Source organism: Caballeronia sp. ATUFL_F1_KS39 (genome assembly GCF_023630985.1).
Lineage (GTDB): Bacteria > Pseudomonadota > Gammaproteobacteria > Burkholderiales > Burkholderiaceae > Caballeronia > Caballeronia zhejiangensis.
The window spans coordinates 130,195-147,483 of the sequence record NZ_JALQDZ010000056.1 but is presented as its reverse complement, the minus strand read 5'-3'; the positions used below and the strand labels follow the sequence as shown (position 1 = coordinate 147,483).

The window sequence follows — 17,289 nt, the reverse complement described above, 5'->3', positions numbered from 1 at the left end:
CCCGCTGCCCTTGCCATCGCCGATGCCGAGCGCACGAACGATCGTCAGAGCGCGCGAATGCCCGGTCGCCAAGGAAACGCGCCTCAAGTTGCGCGAGCACCGCGTCGGCGGCCTGCATCCACTTGCTCAAGTCATCCTCCGTTTTCATCGGCCGCGAAACACGTTGACAGCGGCGTTTCGTTGGTCTTAAATAACCCACCAGATGGTTACTTGCTGCGAATGCCGGCACACGAAACCACGTAATTCAAGGTCTTCTGCGAGGCGCTCGGGTTTATCTGAACGGGTCGGCCGAATGCAAATTGCGGGCCTTTTCATATCGATCGGAGACGGCATGAAACTCTCGGAAACACATCAACAGATTCGCGACACGACGCGCCGCTTCGCGCAGGAAGTCATCCGTCCGCTGGCGGAAGAACTCGACCGCGAAGAGCGCTTTCCGGCGGAGGTTTATCGGCAGATGGGCGAGCTCGGGCTTTTCGGCATCACGGTGCCGGAAGCATTCGGCGGCGCGGGTCTCGATGCCGCCGCGTACGCGCTCGTCATGGAAGAACTGTCGCGCGGCTATTCGTCGGTGGCGGATCAATGCGGCCTGCTCGAACTCGTCGGCACGTTGCTGAGCGTGCACGGCACCGAGGCGCAGCGCGCGCAGTACATGGAGCCGTTGTTGCGCGCGGCGCTGCGGCCCGCGTACTGCATCACCGAATCCGATGCGGGCACCGACGTCTCCGGCATTCGCACCACGGCCACGCGCACCGCCGACGGCTGGGAGCTGAACGGCGCGAAGCTGTGGATTCACAACGCGCCCGTCGCGGATGTCGCGTTCGTGCTCGCGCGCACGAATCCCGCCGCGGGCAAGCGCGGCATGAGCATCTTCATCGTCGATTGCGATCTCGAAGGCGTGTCGAAGGGACCGAAGGAACACAAGATGGGCCAGCGCGCGTCGCAAGTGGGCGAGCTGCATTTCGATCGCGTGAAGCTGCGTCACGATGCATTGCTCGGCGAAGAAGGACGCGGCTTTCAAATCATGATGAGCGTGCTCGACAAGGGCCGTGTCGGCATCGCGGCGCTGGCGGTCGGCATCGCGCAGGCGGGGCTCGAAGCCGCGCTCGACTATGCGCAGACGCGCAAGCAGTTCGGCAGCCATATCGCCGAATTTCAGGGCGTGCAGTGGATGCTCGCCGACATGGCGAAAGACATTCAGGCCGCGCGCCTGCTCGTGCACGACGCGGCCGAGCGTCTCGATACGGGCGACCGCGCCAGCATCGCCTGTTCGATGGCGAAATGCTTCGCGGGCGACACCGCCGTCAAGCACAGCGCGAACGCCGTGCAGATATTCGGCGGCAGCGGCTACATTCGCGGCTATGAAGTGGAGCGGCTGTATCGCGACGCGAAGATCACGCAGATCTACGAAGGCACCAATCAGATTCAGCGCACGATCATCGCGCGCGATCTCGTCGCGAACGGAGCATCGCTGTGAGCGCGCGGCCCATTGCGCTCGTCACGGGCAGCCGGCGCGGCATCGGACGCGCGATCGCCATCGAACTCGGATGCGCGGGCTTCGATATCGCCCTCACCGATATCGCCGCATCCGATGAACTCGATCAGGCCGTGCGCGATGTCGAGGCAAGCGGCGCGCGCGCCATCGCCGTCATCAACGATCTCGCCGATATCGACAGCCATCGCCCGATGCTGCTCGATATCGAAGCGCGGCTCGAAAGCACGATCGACTGCCTCGTGAACAACGCGGGCGTCTCGGTCATGTCGCGCGGCGATCTGCTCGACGTCACGCCGGAAAGTTTCGACCGCTGCATGACGGTCAATACGCGCGGCACGTTCTTTCTCATGCAGACGTTCGCGAAGCACATGCTGGCTCGAACGCGCGCGAGCGTCGCGGCGCATCCGAGCGTCATCACGATCACGTCGTCGAATGCAGTCGCGGCGTCGCCGTTGCGCGGCGAATACTGCGTATCGAAGGCCGGGCTTTCGATGGCGAACACGTTGTTCGCGCTGCGGCTCGCGCCGCACGGCATCGGCGTGTATGAAGTGCAGCCGGGACTCATCGCGACCGAGATGACCGCGCCGTCGAAGGAACGCTACGACCAGCAAATGGAGCAAGGTCTCACCGCCATCAATCGCTGGGGCACGCCGCAGGAAGTGGCCGTCGCCGTGCGCACGCTCGCCACCGGCGGATTGCCCTACAGCGTTGGCCAGGCCATCCGTGTCGACGGCGGCCTGCTCATCACCAAATACTGATCCGACATGAACTCGACCATCACGCTCCCGGCCGCATCCGGCACACTCGAGACATATCGTCTGCAAGGCGTGCCGCTCGACGTACGCACGCCCGCCGCGCCCTTCAACCGCATCGCGTATTCGGCGGCGCACGTCGTCGCGGATCCGTTGCGCGCGGGCGAACTGAACGGCACGCCCGCCATCGACTGGGCGCGCACGCTCGACTATCGGCGCTGTCTGTTGCAGCAAGGCTTGGGTATCGCCGAAGCGATGGATACCGCGCAACGCGGCATGGGCTTGCCGTGGCAAAGCGCGCTCGAACTGATCACGCGCACGATCGAGGGCACGCGCGACATTCCCGGCGCGCGCATCGCGTCCGGTTGCGGCACGGATCATGTCGCGCCGCGCGATATCTCGACGTGCGATGCAGTCATCCGCGCCTACGGGCAGCAACTCGAAGCCGTGCAACGCGTGGGCGGCCGCGTCATTCTGATGGCGAGCCGCGCGCTCGTAAAAGTCGCGCGAACGCCGGACGATTACCGGCGCGTCTATCGCGAAGTGCTCGCGATGTGCGATCAGCCGGTGATCCTTCACTGGCTCGGCGAGATGTTCGATCCCGAGCTCGAAGGCTACTGGGGCGCGGACGATCATCGAGGCGCGGCGCGCGTGTGCCTCGACGTGATCGGCGAGAACGTCGGGAAGGTGGACGGCATCAAGATCTCGCTGCTCGACGACGCGAAGGAAATCGCGTTTCGCCGAAGCCTGCCGTCATCGGTGAAGATGTACACGGGCGATGACTTCAACTATCCGAGTCTCATCGCCGGCGACGAGCACGGCTTTTCGCACGCGCTGCTCGGCATTTTCGATGCGATCGCGCCAGCGGCGTCGCAGGCGCTCGCCGCACTCGCAAACGACGATCTCGACGCCTTTCATGCGTTGCTGTCGCCGACCGTCCCGCTGTCGCGCCACATTTTTCGCGCACCGACGCAGTACTACAAGACGGGCGTGGTCTTTCTCGCGTATCTGAACGGCTTTCAGGATCACTTCTTCATGCCGGGCGGACATCACGGCATGCGCCCGCCCGCCTATCTCGCGGATGTGTTCCGGCTCGCGGATCAGGCGCGTCTGCTGCGCGATCCGGCGCTCGCGATCGAGCGCATGCGCAAGGTGCTCGCGCCGCTCGGCATCGAGGCATGAGCGCGCGAATCTGCTTTCGTTGACGCATTCACGGGCGCTGGCATACGTGAGCGCGCTCGGACGCCGCGGCCTGAGAATCGAACTCGGCTGGCCCATCGGCCCGCTGCGCCCACGCGATCCGCGCGCATCAGGATCGCTTGCGCCTCTCCAACACCCGAAAAGTTTTTCTTCTCCGCGTTGGCAGATCTTCTCGTTTGCCGGTGTCGGGCCTCTCGCCGATAGTTGAGTCACCGGGCAGCGCAATCAAGCGAAAGCCCCCGACCTCAAACATCGATCGAAGGAGCAAGCCATGAAACTGAAGAACAAAGTCGCGCTCATCACGGGCGGCACGTCGGGAATCGGACTGGAAGCGGCCAAGCTGTTTCAGAAGGAAGGGGCGACGGTCATCGTCACCGGCACGACGCAGAGCCGGCTCGACGAAGCAGCGCGGATTCTCGGCGATTCGGCGATCGCGCTCAAAGTCGATTCGCGCGATCCGGCGCAGATCGATCGCGCGATCGTCGATATCGTGGAGAGCCACGGCCGTATCGACATCGTGTTCGCCAACGCCGGAGCCGGCCAGGCCGCGCCGCTCGAAGCCGTGACGCCCGAACAGATCGAAGCGCAATTCTCGCTCAACTTCAACGGCGTGTTTTTCACGATCCAGAAGGCGGCGCCACGTCTGCCGAAGGGCGGCGCAATCGTCGTCACGACTTCGTTCCTGAATGAAACCGGCACGCCGGGACTGTCCATTCTTTCCGCGACGAAAGCCGCGCTGCGTTCGCTCGTTCGCACCGCCGGCGCCGAACTCGCGCCGCGTGGCATTCGCATCAATGCGGTGAGCCCCGGCCCGATCGCCACGCCGTTTCACACGAAACTGGGCTTGTCGGACAAGGAACTCGCCGATGCGGGCGCGGCCATCGAAGCCGCCGTGCCGCTCAAGCGTTTCGGCGAAGCACAGGAAGTCGCGCGTGCCGCCCTTTTTCTCGCGAGCGAAGATGCATCGTTCGTGACCGGCGCCGAAGTCGTCGTGGATGGCGGACTGACGCAGCTCTGACGCATCGCCTTCGATGGCGGATGCACGCGTCACCACGATTCTGTACATTCACGAGATCCCACGGCTGAATGAAGAAACATGCGAGCGCCCAGCAATCTGAACGCACTGCGAGCCTTCGAGGCGGTCGCGCGGCATCTGAGCTACGCTGCGGCGGCGGACGAGTTGAACGTCACGCCGGCCGCGGTCGGCCAACTGATTCGCGGACTCGAAAGCTATCTGGATATCGAGTTGTTCCATCGATCGGCATCGGGACCGTCGCGTCTCACATTGACCGACGCTGCCCGCGCTGCGCTGCCGGATCTGCAAGGCGGCTTCGATCTGCTGTCGAGTGCCGTCGAACGGCTGAAGGCCAGCAAGTCGCGCATCGTCTTTACGCTGACCGTGCCGCCGGCTTTCGCGGATCGCTGGCTGCTCTGGCGCGTCGAACGCTTTCAGCGAAGACATCCTTACTACGACCTGCGGATCGACACGAGCGGCCGCCTCACGGACTTCACGGCCGAACGGATCGACGTCGGCATACGCTACGGCGCGGGAGCATGGGCGGGCCTCGTCTCTACGTTCCTGCTGCGCGACGAATTTTTTCCGGTATGCAGCCCGGCGCTGATGGAAGGCGAGCACGCGCTCGGAGCGCCGTCCGATTTGCAACATCATCCGCTCATCCACGATACGTCGATGACCGGCGCCGGTCTCTTCCCGACGTGGCGTTCGTGGCTGCTGCATGCCGGCTGCCGCGACCGCATCGATACCGACCGCGGACTGCAGCTCAACGATTCCGCGATGGGCCTGCAAACCGCGATTTCCGGTTACGGCGTGGCGCTCGGACGCACGACGCTCGTCGAACGCGATCTGGCCGAAGGCCGCCTCGTCAAGCCGTTCGATATCGTCCAGAGTTGCGAGTTGGCGTACTACCTCGTGCATCGGCCGGAAAGCGCGGCCCATGCGCCCGTGATCGCGTTCAAGGAATGGCTGCTGGAAGAAGCCGGCGTTCGTTGAAACAGGCGCGCCCGTCGCCGGTCATCCGGGCGCGCGGCATCTTCTTTGCTAGGTCCACGGAGAAAACTTCAGAGACAATCAAGGACAAGCATGACGGTGCGACGCGACATTGCAGTCGTTGCAGCTTCGCAGGGCGGGTTCAAGGCGCTATGCCGGCTCGTGAGTACGCTCGATCCCGACTATGAAGGCTCGCTTCTGATCGTGCTCCATTCGGGAATGACAGGGCCGCGTCTTTTGGGCGAGTGCATCCAGCGGCATACGTCGCTCACCGTGGAATACGGGCGTCACGGACAAAGCATCGAGCCCGGACGCATTTATCTCGCGCCGCCGGGCCGTCATCTCGTGGTATCGGCTGACGGCCATCTCGCGCTCGACGACGGTCCCAAGGTCCATCACGTGCGCCCGGCGGCCGATCCGCTCTTCGAATCGGCGGCGGCGTGCTTTCACGGACGCGTCGTGGGCGTCGTGCTGACGGGCGGCGGCGGCGACGGAACGCGGGGCTTGCAAGCGATCAAGGCGGCGGGCGGAATGAGCATCGTGCAACATCCCGCGCAGGCCGAAGCGCCGCAAATGCCGATGAACGCCCTGAATTTCGATAGCCCCGATCAGGTTCTGTCGGTCGCCGAAATCAGCCATCTGCTCGGACCGCTGGCGCGTCAGCGAGCACGCTCGCGGGCCGACCGCGCGGGAAGCGCCTGACGGATCAACGCACTTCGGTGCTGCGCACGTCCCAGCCGAACTTCACGGCGCCGCCGAGCGCGCCCTTGTCGTCCTGCGGCTTGTATTCGAACTCGATGTCCGCGTAGCTCAGATCGACCGTCTGCTCCGGATGGCCATTCGGCACGCAGATCAGCGAGACCTTCGTCACCGTGACCTGTTTCATCGTGACGGTGAGAAATTCCTTCTGCCCTTCGCCCGCCTTGCTGACGGTGAGTTTCGCGTTCGCCATGTGCTTGCCGCTCGCGCAGTTCTTCTTGAGCGTGGGCGCGGACTTGTCGTACTGATGCACGAACTGGAACACGCCGGGGCACGCCTTGCCGATGCCGCTGCCGCTGCCCGTCATCGGGTTGCTCGCGTTCGTCACGCCCCAGTTGAAACTCAGCACTTCGATCTGCCCTTCCGCCCCCTTGTGCTTCGACTCGCCGTCGATTCCATCGATCTTGAGATAACAGTCGGTCGTAGCCATGTGATCCTCCGTCGTGATCGGCTTTCGTTGCGCGCCGCGCGTGCAATCCACTGGTAAAACGAAACGCACCGCGCATTTTTGAACTTCAAAATCGCGCGATGTGCGCCGTCTTGTGTTCAGACCGTCGTCCACCGGATGAGCACGATGCAACCCAGCGATACGCGCCCCGACAGCCACCTCACGCTCGACGCCCTGCGCCGGTTCGATCTGCTCGCGCTCACGGAATCGGACGACATGTTCCTGCACGTCGTCCCCAAGCGCAGCAACACGCCGGTCAAGGGCGAAGCGGCCAAGCGCGGCGACTGGGACACGCCGATGCAGATCCACGGCTGGCGCTGGGCGCAAGGCTACGACGCCGCGCCGCACGCCGCCGCGCTCAATGCCAACGACATGCGCGTCACGGCGCTTTGCGTCATCAAGTCGGTGGACTCGGCCTCGCCCGTCCTCGCGAAGCTGTGCGCGCAGGCCGAACTGCTCGCGGTTGCGCATGTGAAGTGCTTCAAGGCGGCGGGCACGGACCACGGCGTGCAGATCGAATATCTGTCGATGAAGCTGGAGCAGGCGTACATCCGCAACTATCAGATCTACACGAGCGTGCGCCTTGCGCGGCCCTGCGAGGTCTTCGAAATGTCGGCGCAACAACTGACGATGACCTGCGCGCCGCAGACCGCGACCGGCAGCCGCGGCGCGGAAGTGACCTTCGCGCTCGATGTATCGACGCGGCGCGTGAGTTGAGCGCAAGGACCGCGCGATGAACGAGCCCAGCGCCGCCGACCGTCTGCAGCCCACGCTGCTCGACCGCCTGATCGACGACGATCCCGCCACGCGCGCCGATCCGCCCGGCGAGCGCTTCATGTCGCATCGCGGGCTGCGCGCGGCCGTGCTGCGCGACGTGTCGTGGCTCTTCAACACGACGAATCTGGGCGATGCGATCGTCGAGGAGGACTTTCCGCACGCGTTCGCATCGGTGCTCAATTACGGCTTGCCGTGTTTGTCGGGGCGATTCGCATCGACCATCGACACGGTATTGCTCGAACAGGCGATTCGCCAGGCGATCGAGCGCTTCGAGCCGCGCATCGATCCCTCGACGCTCGAAATCGAGCCGGTGCTCGACCGTTCCGTGCTCGACATGCACAACCAGATCGCGCTCGTGATTCGCGGCCTGCTGTGGGCGCAGCCCGTGCCGCTGGAATTCGCGCTGCGCACGCAGATCGATCTGGAAGAAGGCGGCATCACGGTGATGGAACTCCCGCGCTGACCACGACGACCACGCACATGGACCCGCGACTTCTGCGTCACTACAACACCGAGCTCGCGCATCTGCGGGAGATGGGCGCGGAGTTCGCGCAGCAGTTTCCGAAGATCGCCGCGCGCCTCGGCATGAGCGGCATCGACGTGGCCGATCCCTATGTCGAGCGTCTGCTCGAAGGCACGGCGTTTCTCGCGGCGCGCGTGCAACTGAAGATCGAAGAGGAGTTTCCGCGCTTCACGCAGCAACTCGCGCATGTCGTGCTGCCGCAGGCCGCCTGCCCGACGCCTTCGATGCTGATCGCCCGTCTCGCGCCCGATCTCGCGAATCCGAATCTCGCCGATGGCTTCACCGTGCCGCGCGGCACCGCGCTCATCGCCCGGCATGCCGCGAGCGCGCACATGACGCCGTGCGAATTCCGTACCGGCGCCGATCTCACGCTCTGGCCGATCGAGCTGACGGACGCGCGCTATGTCGCGCAGATGCAGGACCTGCCGCTCGCCGCGATTCCCGCGACGCAGACGCTCGCGCCGCGCGTGAAGGGCGCGCTGCGCATCCGCCTCGCGACGCCCGAAGGCCTGTCCTTCGACGCATTGCGTCTCGATGCGCTGAACCTGCATTTCGCGGGCGGCGACGAAACCGCGTATCGCCTGTACGAACTCGTGATGTCGGGGACGCTCGCCGTCGTCGTATCGACGCCCGAGCGCCCGAGCCGCGCGCTTGCCGCGTTGCCCGCCGATGCCGTCGCGCCCGCCGGTTTCGGCGATCGCGAAGCGCTCCTGCCCGTCACGCCGAACGCGTTTCAGGGTTATCGGCTGCTGCATGAGTATTTCGCGCTGCCCGAGCGGTTTCGATTCGCGCGCCTCGCCGGGTTCGCCGATGTGCTGCCGTCGTTCGCATCGCGCGAAATCGAACTGACGTTTCTGCTCGCGAACGGCGATGCGTCGCTCGAACGCATCGTCACCAAGGACAACGTTTTGCTCGATTGCGTGCCCGCGATCAATCTCTTCGCGAAGCACGCGGATCGCGCGCTCGTGACCGAAGCCGCCGCGCGCTTTCATGTCGTGCCGGACCGCACGCATCCGCTCGACTTCGAAGTGCATTCCGTCACTGCCGTCTCGGGCTACGGCGCGAACGACGATGCGGAGCAGACATTCCATCCGTTCTACGCGGACTTTCTCGCGGACCGCCCCGGCGACGCCGCGTACTTCACGACCGAGCGCGAGCCGCGCATCGTGCCCGCCGGACGGCGCAAGAGCGGCGCGCGCACGGAATACGTGGGCAGCGAGACGTATGTATCGATCGTCGACCCCAACGCCGCGCCGTATCGCGGCTCGCTGCGGCAACTGTCGTTCGCGACGCTCTGCACCAATCGCGATCTGCCTTTGATGATGCCGCGCAGCGCCACCGGCGACGATTTCTCGCTCGACATCGCCGCGCCCGTGAGCCGCGTGCGCTGTGTGAGCGGCCCGTCGCGGCCCGCGCCCGCGAATCTCGACGCGGCGCGGAGCTGGCGGCTCATCGATCAATTGTCGCTGCATTACCTGTCGGTGTCGAACGGGCCGCGCGAAGCCGCCGCCGCGTTGCGCGCGCTGTTGATGCTGCATGTCGCGGACGCCGACCAGGCGGGGCGAAGCCAGGTCGCGGGCGTCGCCGCCGTGGATGCGCGCGGCGTCGTGCGCCATCTGCCGATGCCCGGTCCGATCGCGTTCGGTCGCGGCCTCATGATCGACGTGCTCGTCGACGATCTCGCCTTTCAGGGCGGCAGCGCGTGGCTTTTCGGCTGCGTGCTGGACCGCTTTTTTGCGCGCTACGTGTCGATCAACGCGTTCGTGCAGACCGCTTTGCGCACGAGCGCGCGCGGCGAAATCCTGCGCCTGGCACCGCGATGCGGGACGAGAGCGATCTTCTGAGCGCGGCGGCGCTGCCCGAGCCTGCGCGCGCACTCGTCGATCTCTTCGATGCAGTCGCCGCCGAGCCGCATCGGCACGATTTCTATCGCCTGATGCGGCACGTCGAGGCACTGACGCCGCACTTGCCGCGTCTCGGCTGCGGCGCGCGTCCCGCCGACGAGCCGCTGCGTCTCGCGCAGGACGTATCGCTTTCGTTCGCGCCCGCGCCGCTCGCCGCGCTCACACGCGATGAGAACGCCCGCGCGCCGCGCCTCGAACAGCGCTTCTTCGGTTATCTCGGACCGAACGGCCCGCTGCCGCTGCATCTGACAGACTTCGCCCGCGAGCGCGCGCTGCATCGCGGCGACACGGCTTTCGCGCGCCTGCTCGATACGCTGCTGCATCGATTCCTGCTGCTGTTCTATCGCGCGTGGGCGCAGGGACGGCCGGTAGCGTGGCTGGATCGTCCCGGCCACGACCGCTTCGCCTTCTATGCGGGCGCGCTGATCGGACTCGCGGATGAAGCCAGCCGCAATCGCGACGCCGTCTCCGATCACGCGAAGCTGCATTTCGCGGGCCTCGCCAACATGCAGACGCGTCCCGCCGACGTGCTCGAAGCGATCGCGAGCGCGCTCTTGCGCGTGCCGGTGCGCGTGGAGCCGTATCGCGGGCACTGGATGACGCTGCAACGCGACGAGCGCACTGCGTTGCGGCATCGGGCGATGCGCGGTCCCGGCGGTCCAGCGGGCTTCGCCCAACTCGGACGCGGCGCGGTGCTGGGACGCGCGGTGTGGGATCGGCAGCACGCGTTTCGCCTCGCGATCGGGCCGCTGTCGCTCGCGCAGTTCGAGTCGCTGCTGCCGGGCGGCGCCGCGCTGCCGACGCTCGTCGCCGTGGTGCGCCGGCATCTGAACGGCGAGCTTGCATGGGACGCGCAACTCGTCCTCGCCGCCGACGACGTGCCGACCGCGCAGCTCGGCCGCTACGGACGGCTCGGCTATTCGGCGTGGCTCGGTCTCGCCGCGCGCCGCGCCGATTGCGCCGATCTCGCGCTCGACGCCGACGCGCATCTCGCCTGAACGCGGACACGTTGAAAAAAAGCCGCCGCTGCGCCGTCTTATCGGATGGAGGCGCGCCTTCGATCCGCGCGCATCGTAAAAAAAGGAGTCCGGCGATGGCGGAAATCAGTCGTGTCGCGCTGTTCGGCAAGCTCGACAGGCTCGGCTACAAGACCGTCGAAAGCGCGACGGTCTACTGCAAGATGCGCGGCAATCCGTATGTCGAGCTGGCGCACTGGATCATGCAGATTCTGGAGACGCCGAACTCCGACTGGCAGCGCATCGTCGCGCATTACGGCGTGGACGCCGCCGCCCTTGCGCGCGAGCTGACGGCGTCGCTCGATCGCCTGCCGCGCGGCGCGACGTCGATCTCCGACCTCTCCGAGCACATCGGCGATGCGATCGAGCGCGGCTGGGTCTACGGCACGCTGCTGTTCGGCGCGAACAAAGTGCGGACCGGGCATGTGCTCGTCGGCATGCTGAAGACGCAGCGGCTGCGCAGCGTGCTCGTCGGCATATCGCGGCAATTCGAGCGCATCAAGCCGGAAGACCTGTCGGACAATTTCGCGCGCATCGTCGCGGATTCGGTCGAGGAAAGCGAAGCCGAGCCGCAGCCGGACGCGGCCGAAGCGCAAGCCGCGCCCGCCGCCATGGGCCAGCAGGAAGCGCTGCGCAAATACGCGACCGATCTCACCGACAAGGCGCGCCGCGGCCAGCTCGACCCCATTACGGGCCGCGACGACGAGATTCGCCAGCTCGTCGATATTCTCATGCGGCGGCGGCAGAACAATCCGCTGCTGACGGGCGAAGCGGGCGTCGGCAAGACCGCCGTGGTCGAAGGCTTCGCGCAGCGGCTCGCGCGCGGTGACGTGCCGCCGCCCTTGCGCGAGGTCGCGCTGCTGTCGCTCGATCTCGGGCTTTTGCAGGCGGGCGCGAGCATGAAGGGCGAGTTCGAGCAGCGTCTGCGTCAGGTCGTCGAGGATGTGCAGGCGAGTCCGAAGCCGGTGATTCTCTTCATCGACGAAGTGCATACGCTCGTCGGCGCGGGCGGCGCGGCCGGCACCGGCGATGCCGCCAATCTGCTGAAACCGGCGCTCGCGCGCGGCGATCTGCGCACGATCGGGGCCACGACGTGGGCCGAATACAAGCGGCACATCGAGAAAGATCCCGCGCTCACGCGGCGCTTTCAGGTCGTGCAGGTTCAGGAGCCGGACGAGGACAAGGCCGTGCGGATGCTGCGCGGCGTCGCGGCGGTGCTCGAAGGGCATCATCGCGTGCAGTTGCTCGACGAGGCGATCGAGGCGGCCGTGCGGCTGTCGCATCGCTATATTCCGGCGCGGCAGTTGCCCGACAAGGCCGTGTCGCTCATCGACACGGCGTGTGCGCGCGTCGCCGTCAGCCAGCACGCGACGCCGCCGCTCGTCGACGACTGCCAACGCCGTATCGAGGCGCTCGAAGTCGAGGCGCAGATCGTCGCGCGGGAGGCGAATGCGGGCGTCGATGTCGGCACGCGCGCAGCCGATGTCGCCGCGATGCTCGCACGCGAACGCGATGCGCTCGGCGGGCTCGAAGCGCGCTGGAACGAGGAAAAGCGCGTCGTCGACGAACTGCTTGCGTTGCGCGCGACGTTGCGCGAAGCCGCCGACGCCGCTTCACGCGATGACCAGCTCGCGCGCCTCGCGTCGCTCAAATCGCGTCTCGCCGAATTGCAGGCCGATGCGCCGCTGATTTTGCCGAGCGTCGACGCGGGCGTGATCGCGGGCGTCGTCGCCGATTGGACCGGCATTCCGGTCGGCAAAATGCTGAAGAACGAGCTGGCCGCCGTGCTCAATCTCGCCGATGCGCTCGATCGCCGCGTGATCGGCCAGCGCCACGCGCTCGAGATGATCGCGAAGCGCATCCAGACTTCGCGCGCGCGGCTCGACAATCCCGACAAGCCGATCGGCGTGTTCCTGCTCGCGGGCACGTCGGGCGTCGGCAAGACGGAAACGGCGCTCGCGCTCGCCGAAACGCTCTACGGCGGCGAGCAGAACGTCATCGTCATCAACATGAGCGAGTTTCAGGAAGCGCATACGGTTTCGACGCTGAAGGGCGCGCCGCCCGGCTATGTGGGTTACGGCGAGGGCGGCATCCTGACCGAAGCGGTGCGCCGCCGTCCGTACAGCGTCGTGCTGCTCGACGAAGTGGAGAAGGCGCATCCCGACGTCCACGAAATCTTCTTCCAGGTTTTCGACAAGGGCTGGATGGAAGACGGCGAAGGGCGTTACATCGACTTCAAGAACACGATCATCCTGCTGACGTCGAACGTCGGCTCGGAAGTCATCATGTCGATGTGCCGCGATCCCGCGCGCGCGGTCGCGCCGGAGGAACTCGCGCGCGCGTTGCGCGGCCCGCTGCTCGACGTGTTTCCCGCCGCGCTGCTCGGCCGGCTCGTCACGGTGCCCTACTACCCGCTTTCCGACGCGATGATGGCCGACATCGTGCGGCTTCAGCTCGAACGCATCCGGCGGCGCGTCGCGGACAATCACGGCATTCCGTTCGAGTACGACGACGACGCCGTGCGGCTCATCGTTTCGCGCTGCACGGAAGCCGAATCGGGCGGCCGCGTGATCGACGCGCTGCTCACGAACACCGTCCTGCCGCGCATCTCGACGGAATATCTGACGCGTCTCACCGAAGGCGGCGCGCTGGCGCACATCCGGCTCTCGGCGAGCGCGGGCGACTTCGTCTACGCGTTCGAGTGAACCATGCTCACGCTCACGGTGACGCTTCACAACGGACAGCCGCCGCGCGTGCCGCTCTCGGCGACCTTCGATGCCGACGGCGGCACGGTCGGGCGTGCGGTCACGAACCGGCTCGTGCTCGATGACGCCGAGCGCACGGTCTCGCGTCTGCATGTGCAGATCGAGTGGCGCGACGGGCGCTTTCTGCTGATCGACCGCGGCAGCAATCCGGCGCTCGTCAACGGCGCGCCGCTCGATCCGGGCCAGGAAGTCGCGCTCGCGCACGGCGACGAAGTGCAGATCGGCGGCTATCAGCTGCGCGCGCATATCGGCGTCGATGACGATACGGTCACGGCCAACGCGCCATCGGACGATCCGTTCGCGGGATTGTTCGACGCGGGTTCGTCGGCGCCTGGCGATTTCGACGCCAACCTCCACACGCCGAAGCCGAAAGCTGCCGAACACTTCGACTTCGGCTTCGACGATCCGGCGGGCAAACGCTCGATCGACGAGTTGTTCGACCTCGCGCCGGGCGCGTCGTCCGACGGAGCGTCGATCACCGATCCGCTCGTCGAACCGCTTGCGCAGCCCAACACCGCGCACGATGCCGATCCGTTCGCCAGCCTGACGGCCGCGGCGCGCCCCGCCGGGACGCCCGCGACGCGGCCGGACGCCGGATCGGAACTGCACAGCGCGTTCACGCCGCCGCGTCCGCGATCGGCGCCGACGCCGTCAGCGGTTGCATCGAAAGCGGAGCTCGCCGACGATCGCGCGCTCGTCGATGCCTTCCTGCGCGGGCTGAACACGCACGGCGTGCGCATCGATGCGCTGACGCCCGCGCTGATGCAGCTTCTCGGCGAGCTGCTGCGCGAAGCGGCGCGCGGCACGCTCGAACTGCTCGCCGCGCGCGCCGCGCTCAAGCGCGAGATGCGAACGGGCGCGACGATGATCGAAGCGTCGGACAACAATCCGCTCAAGTTTTCGCCGAACGTGGAGGCCGCGCTCATGCATCTGCTCAATCCGCAGATGCGCGGCTTCATGCCGCCCGCCGCCGCCCTCGACGATGCGTACGCCGATCTGCGGGCGCATCAGGTCGGCATGGTCGCGGGGATGCGCGCGGCGCTCGACGGCGTGTTCGAGCGCTTCGAGCCGCAGCGCATCGAGGCGCGGCTGTCCGGGCGCTCGCTGCTCGACGGCGTGCTGCCGGGATTGAATCGCCGCGCGCGCTGCTGGGATCTTTTCATCGAGATGTACGGCCAGCTTTCGCGCGAAGCCACCGAAGATTTCCATACGCTGTTCGGCCGAGCGTTCGTCGCCGCCTACGAGGCGCAGATCGACGAGCTTAAACAACGCCGGTAACGAGAGACACGACATGCAATTGCAAACCGCGAGCGTGAGCGATGTGGGCGGCCGGTCGCGCAACGAGGACGCGCTGGCGACGTGGCGGCATGCGGCGCTCTTTGCGAGCGTGGTCGCGGACGGCGCGGGCGGTCACGGCGGCGGCGATGCGGCATCGCGCATCGCGGTCGATACCGTGCTCGCGGAATTGACGCGCGTGGCATCGGCGGGCGTCGCGCTGACCGGGCCGAACCTGTTGCGTGTGCTGCTGCGCGCGAACGACGCGATCATCGATGCGCAGGAGCACGACCGCGATCTTTCGCAGATGCGTTCGACGGCGGTGCTGCTCGGCATCGACGAAAGCACGGGCATCGCGGCGTGGGCGCATTGCGGCGACACGCGGCTTTACTGCTTCCGGCGCGGCGCGACGGTTGTGCAAACGCAGGATCACAGTCTCGTGCAGAGCATGATCGATGCGAATCTGCTGGAGAGCCGCGACGTGCGAACGCATCCGCGCCGTAACGTGCTGTTTTCGGCGCTCGGAACGGCGGATGATCTGTCGATCGCGGCGTCGGATGAGCCGTTTCTCATCGCGGAGGGCGACGCCTTTCTGCTTTGCACCGATGGGTTTTGGGAGTATCTCGACGAGTCGGTGATGATCGATGCGATCGGGCGCGCTCGGACGCCTCAAGCGTGGCTGGATCTGATGGTGGCGCATCTGCGTGAGGCCGCGCGGCCGGGGCACGATAACTTTAGTGCCAGCGCGGTTTGGGTGGGGGATGCTTCGCAGGTGACGGTGATGCAAATGCCCGCGACGTAACCATCGCGGGCATCATCCAACCAACCACGCATCAAGCCGCCTGCTTCGCCGAAGGCAACCTCGAAACCAGCCTGAGTGACACCGTCAGCCCTTCCAACTGATAATGCGGCCGCAAAAAGAACTGCGACGTGTAATACCCCGGCGCGCCCGGCACTTCCTGCACTTTGACCTCCGCGGCCGCGAGCGGCTTTTGCGCCTTCGTGTGCTCGGACGAATTCGCCGGATCGCCATCGACGTACTGCGTGATCCACTTGTTGAGCCAGATCTCCATATCCGAGCGTTCCTTGAACGTGCCGATCTTGTCGCGCACGATGCACTTCAGATAATGCGCAAAGCGGTTGCAAGCAAAGAGATACGGCAACCGCGCGGCAAGCGCGGCATTCGCGGTCGCGTCCGGATCTTCATACTCGAACGGCTTTTGCAGCGACTGCGCGCCGATGAACGCCGCGAAATCCGAGTTCTTGCGATGAATCAGCGGCATGAAACCGTTCTTCGCCAGTTCCGCCTCACGCCGGTCTGAAATGGCGATCTCGGTCGGGCATTTCATATCGACGCCGCCGTCGTCGGTCGGAAAACTGTGCACCGGCAAACCTTCGACCGCGCCGCCCGATTCCACGCCGCGAATCCGCGAGCACCAGCTATACAACTTGAACGACCGGTTGATGTTCACCGCCATCGCATAAGCGGAATTCGCCCACGTGTATTTCGTGTGATCCGCGGAACCGGTGTCTTCCTCGAAGTCGAATTCATCGACCGGTTCGGTCTTCGCGCCGTACGGCACGCGCGCCAGAAAACGCGGCATCGCGAGACCGATGTAACGCGAATCCTCGGATGCGCGCAGCGATCTCCAGCTCGCATATTCCGGTGTCCCGAATATCTTGGTGAGATCGCGCGGATTGGCCAGCTCCTGCCACGAGTCCATCTGCAAGAGACTCGGATCGGCGGCGGCGATGAACGGCGCATGCGCCGATGCCGCGATCTTCGACACTTCGCCGAGCATCTCGACATCGGGCGGCGTCTGGTTGAAGTAGTAATCGCCGATCAGCGCGCCGAACGGCTCGCCGCCCAACTGCCCGTACTCGTGCTCGTAAATCTGCTTGAAAAGCGGACTCTGATCCCACGCGACGCCCTTGAAGCGCTTGAGCGTCTTGCCTAGATCCTTCTTCGAGATGTTCATCACGCGAATCTTGAGCATCTCGTCGGTTTCGGTGTTGTTGATGAGATAGTGCAGCCCGCGCCACGAACCCTCGAGCTTCTGGAAGTCCGCGTGATGCATGACTTCGTTGACCTGCTCGGTGAGCTTCGCGTCGATCTCGGCGATCATCGCCTGAATCGAGCGGATCGCATCGCCGGAAACGAGCTTCGTCTGCGAAAGCGCCTGCTGCGCGAGCGTCTGCACGGCCGTCTGCACGGCGCTCTTGGCTTCGTCGCTCTTCGGACGGAACTCACGGTTGAGCAGCGCGGCGAGATCGTCGCCTTCGAGCAGCGCGCCCTGCAACGCGGAAGGCGCTTCGGCTTGCGGTTCGGCGGATTGCGGAATGTCGGACATGGTCGTTTCCTTTCAA

At 65.8% G+C, this 17,289-nt stretch carries 15 protein-coding genes; 13 read left to right on the top strand and 2 right to left on the bottom strand.

Annotated features, from left to right (window positions below; translation table 11 throughout):
- Window positions 1–331: 331 nt before the first annotated feature.
- The 6 genes from NCR93_RS28305 to NCR93_RS28280 all read left to right on the top strand — a co-directional run bounded on the left by NCR93_RS28305 (window position 332) and on the right by NCR93_RS28280 (window position 6,157).
- On the top strand, window positions 332–1,477 hold the full coding sequence (locus NCR93_RS28305; RefSeq protein ID WP_175980188.1) for an acyl-CoA dehydrogenase family protein: 1,146 nt from the start codon (window positions 332–334) through the stop codon (window positions 1,475–1,477).
- Window positions 1,474–2,253 carry a 3-ketoacyl-ACP reductase gene (locus tag NCR93_RS28300; protein ID WP_175980189.1) on the top strand — a complete coding sequence of 260 codons (780 nt, stop codon included), beginning with the start codon at window positions 1,474–1,476 and terminating at the stop codon, window positions 2,251–2,253. Before NCR93_RS28305 ends, NCR93_RS28300 begins: the two co-directional genes overlap by 4 nt.
- Before the next feature lie 6 nt (window positions 2,254–2,259).
- Entirely contained in the window at window positions 2,260–3,429 is a 1,170-nt protein-coding gene (locus NCR93_RS28295; protein ID WP_175980190.1) for a dihydrodipicolinate synthase family protein, read from the top strand.
- A gap of 289 nt (window positions 3,430–3,718) precedes the next feature.
- Entirely contained in the window at window positions 3,719–4,465 is a 747-nt protein-coding gene (locus NCR93_RS28290) for an SDR family oxidoreductase (protein ID WP_175980191.1), read from the top strand.
- 78 nt (window positions 4,466–4,543) lie between these two features.
- Window positions 4,544–5,458, top strand: a complete 915-nt coding sequence (gene gcvA, locus NCR93_RS28285; protein WP_175980192.1) for a transcriptional regulator GcvA — start codon at window positions 4,544–4,546, stop codon at window positions 5,456–5,458.
- A gap of 90 nt (window positions 5,459–5,548) precedes the next feature.
- Entirely contained in the window at window positions 5,549–6,157 is a 609-nt protein-coding gene (locus tag NCR93_RS28280; protein ID WP_175980193.1) for a chemotaxis protein CheB, read from the top strand.
- 4 nt (window positions 6,158–6,161) lie between these two features.
- Here NCR93_RS28280 and NCR93_RS28275 read toward each other — a convergent pair whose 3' ends face one another.
- On the bottom strand, window positions 6,162–6,644 hold the full coding sequence (locus tag NCR93_RS28275; protein WP_008346465.1) for an Hcp family type VI secretion system effector: 483 nt from the start codon (window positions 6,642–6,644) through the stop codon (window positions 6,162–6,164).
- A gap of 144 nt (window positions 6,645–6,788) precedes the next feature.
- On the opposite strand from NCR93_RS28275, the gene NCR93_RS28270 reads away from it, so the two are divergent.
- The 7 genes from NCR93_RS28270 (at window position 6,789) to NCR93_RS28240 (ending at window position 15,724) form a co-directional block, all read left to right on the top strand.
- Window positions 6,789–7,379, top strand: coding sequence for a type VI secretion system tube protein Hcp (locus NCR93_RS28270; protein ID WP_175980194.1), 591 nt, complete (start codon window positions 6,789–6,791; stop codon window positions 7,377–7,379).
- Window positions 7,380–7,395: 16 nt separating this feature from the next.
- Window positions 7,396–7,902 carry a type VI secretion system baseplate subunit TssE gene (tssE, locus tag NCR93_RS28265; RefSeq protein WP_175980195.1) on the top strand — a complete coding sequence of 169 codons (507 nt, stop codon included), beginning with the start codon at window positions 7,396–7,398 and terminating at the stop codon, window positions 7,900–7,902.
- A 17-nt stretch (window positions 7,903–7,919) separates the two neighbouring features.
- Entirely contained in the window at window positions 7,920–9,806 is a 1,887-nt protein-coding gene (gene tssF, locus NCR93_RS28260; RefSeq protein WP_175980196.1) for a type VI secretion system baseplate subunit TssF, read from the top strand.
- The gene (gene tssG / locus NCR93_RS28255; RefSeq protein WP_175980197.1) at window positions 9,782–10,864 is read left to right on the top strand and encodes a type VI secretion system baseplate subunit TssG; all 1,083 of its coding nucleotides are present in this window, start codon (window positions 9,782–9,784) and stop codon (window positions 10,862–10,864) included. The genes tssF and tssG overlap by 25 nt, the downstream gene beginning before the upstream one ends.
- Before the next feature lie 95 nt (window positions 10,865–10,959).
- Complete coding sequence (gene tssH / locus NCR93_RS28250; RefSeq protein ID WP_175980198.1) at window positions 10,960–13,587, top strand: type VI secretion system ATPase TssH; 2,628 nt, start codon at window positions 10,960–10,962, stop codon at window positions 13,585–13,587.
- Window positions 13,588–13,590: 3 nt separating this feature from the next.
- On the top strand, window positions 13,591–14,925 hold the full coding sequence (tagH, locus tag NCR93_RS28245) for a type VI secretion system-associated FHA domain protein TagH (protein ID WP_175980199.1): 1,335 nt from the start codon (window positions 13,591–13,593) through the stop codon (window positions 14,923–14,925).
- A 13-nt stretch (window positions 14,926–14,938) separates the two neighbouring features.
- Entirely contained in the window at window positions 14,939–15,724 is a 786-nt protein-coding gene (locus tag NCR93_RS28240) for a PP2C family protein-serine/threonine phosphatase (RefSeq protein ID WP_008346453.1), read from the top strand.
- A 31-nt stretch (window positions 15,725–15,755) separates the two neighbouring features.
- Here the strand turns inward: NCR93_RS28240 and tssC are convergent, their stop codons facing one another.
- The gene (tssC, locus tag NCR93_RS28235; RefSeq protein WP_008346451.1) at window positions 15,756–17,273 is read right to left on the bottom strand and encodes a type VI secretion system contractile sheath large subunit; all 1,518 of its coding nucleotides are present in this window, start codon (window positions 17,271–17,273) and stop codon (window positions 15,756–15,758) included.
- Between the last annotated feature and the right edge of the window lie 16 nt (window positions 17,274–17,289).